This is a genomic window from Streptomyces lonarensis, from assembly GCF_012033735.1.
Lineage (GTDB): Bacteria > Actinomycetota > Actinomycetes > Streptomycetales > Streptomycetaceae > Streptomyces > Streptomyces lonarensis.
The window spans coordinates 1-1,765 of record NZ_JAAVJD010000442.1; the positions used below are offsets into that span (position 1 = coordinate 1).

Consider the following 1,765-nt stretch of genomic DNA (forward strand, 5'->3'; position numbering starts at 1 on the left):
ACGGCGCGCACCAGCGCGCCGCCGTCCTGGAGCGCGCCGCCGGAGCGGTCCTCGGCGGGGAGCGTGCCGCCGGTCTCGAAGTACTCGACCACCGGGGACGGCACCACCGGTACCTCACCGAGCCGGACGGAGCCGTCGGTGCCGTCGACCGAGAGCACGTCGCCCTCCTCGATGACGGAGCCGTCGGGCAGCGTCGCGCGGCGCGCCGCCGCGTCGACGGTGATGCCGTCGGCGCCGCAGACGCAGGTGCGGCCCATGCCGCGCGCCACCACCGCGGCGTGGGAGGTCTTTCCGCCGCGGGAGGTGAGGACGCCCTCGGCGGCCAGCATGCCGTCCAGGTCGTCGGGGTTGGTCTCCCGCCGCACCAGCACGACCCGCTCGCCGCGGGCCGCCCGCGCCGCGGCCCGCGCCGAGTCGAAGACCGCCGCGCCGACGGCGGCGCCCGGCGAGGCGGGGACGCCGTGTGCCACCGGTTCGGCCCGGTGCGCGGGGTCGAAGTGGGGGAACATCAGCTGCGCCAGCTGGTGTCCGTCGACCCGCCGCAGCGCCTCGTCCTCGTCGATGACGCCTTCCTCGGCGAGGTCCGCCGCGATCCGGAAGGCCGCCGCGGCGGTCCGCTTGCCGACCCGGGTCTGCAGCATCCACAGCGTGCCGCGCTCGATGGTGAACTCGATGTCGCACAGGTCGCGGTAGTGCTGCTCCAGGGTGGCCATGACCTCGGTGAGCCGGCGGTGGGAGCGGGGGTCGATCCGCTCCAGCTCCGCCAGCGGCACGGTGGTGCGGTTCCCCGCCACGACGTCCTCGCCCTGCGCGTTGCTCAGGTAGTCGCCGTAGACGCCCGGCCGCCCGGTCGCCGGGTCGCGGGTGAAGGCCACCCCGGTGCCGGAGTCCGGGCCGAGGTTGCCGAAGACCATGGCGCAGACCGAGACGGCGGTGCCCAGGTCGTCGGGGATGTGCTCCTGGCGCCGGTAGCGCCGGGCGCGGTCGGTGTTCCACGAGTCGAAGACGGCGTCGACGGCGAGGGTGAGCTGTTCCCGGGGGTCCTGCGGGAACTCCCGGCCGCCCAGGTCGCGGGTGATGCGCTTGTACTCCTCCACCAGGGCCCGCAGCCGGTCGGCCGGCAGGGCGGCGTCGGTGTCGACGCCCTCCTCGCGGCGGGCCGCGGCCAGCGCGTCGTCGAACGGGGCGCCGTCGATGCCGAGGACGGTGCGGCCGAACATCTGGATCAGCCGCCGGTAGGAGTCCCAGGCGAACCGGGCGTCACCGGCCTGGCCGGCGAGGGCCCGCACCGAGGTGTCCGAGAGGCCGACGTCGAGAACGGTCTCCATCATCCCCGGCATGGAGACCCGGGCGCCGGAGCGGACCGACACCAGCAGCGGGTCCGCACCGCGGCCCAGGCGGCGCCCCGTGCTCCGCTCCAGGGCGGCGAGATGGTCCGCGATCTCCTCGCGGAGCGTCTCCGGTTCACGCCCGGTCAGCAGGTAGGAGCGGCACGCCTCGGTGGTGACGGTGAATCCCGGCGGGACCGGCAGTCCGAGCCGGGTCATCTCCGCGAGGTTGGCGCCCTTGCCGCCGAGGAGGTCGACCATCCAGCGGTCGCCCTCGGCGAAGTCGTAGACGTAGCGCGGGCGGGGCTGCGGACGCCCGGGGTCGGCGGGGGCGGTCGGATCGGCCGCGCCGGGTGCGGCGGGCGGCACGGGGGTCTCGGTGTGCGGCACGGTCGGCTCCTCCCGGGCGGCCGCCCCTCGCGGCCGCGGGCCGGACG

The 1,765-nt window shown here is 76.2% G+C and carries 1 protein-coding gene; it reads right to left on the reverse strand.

Annotated elements, in window-relative coordinates; all coding sequences use genetic code 11:
- On the reverse strand, window positions 1-1,589 hold a 1,589-nt coding region (locus HCN56_RS25395), incomplete at its 3' end, for a pyruvate, phosphate dikinase (RefSeq protein WP_209313190.1).
- Window positions 1,590-1,765: the final 176 nt, after the last annotated feature.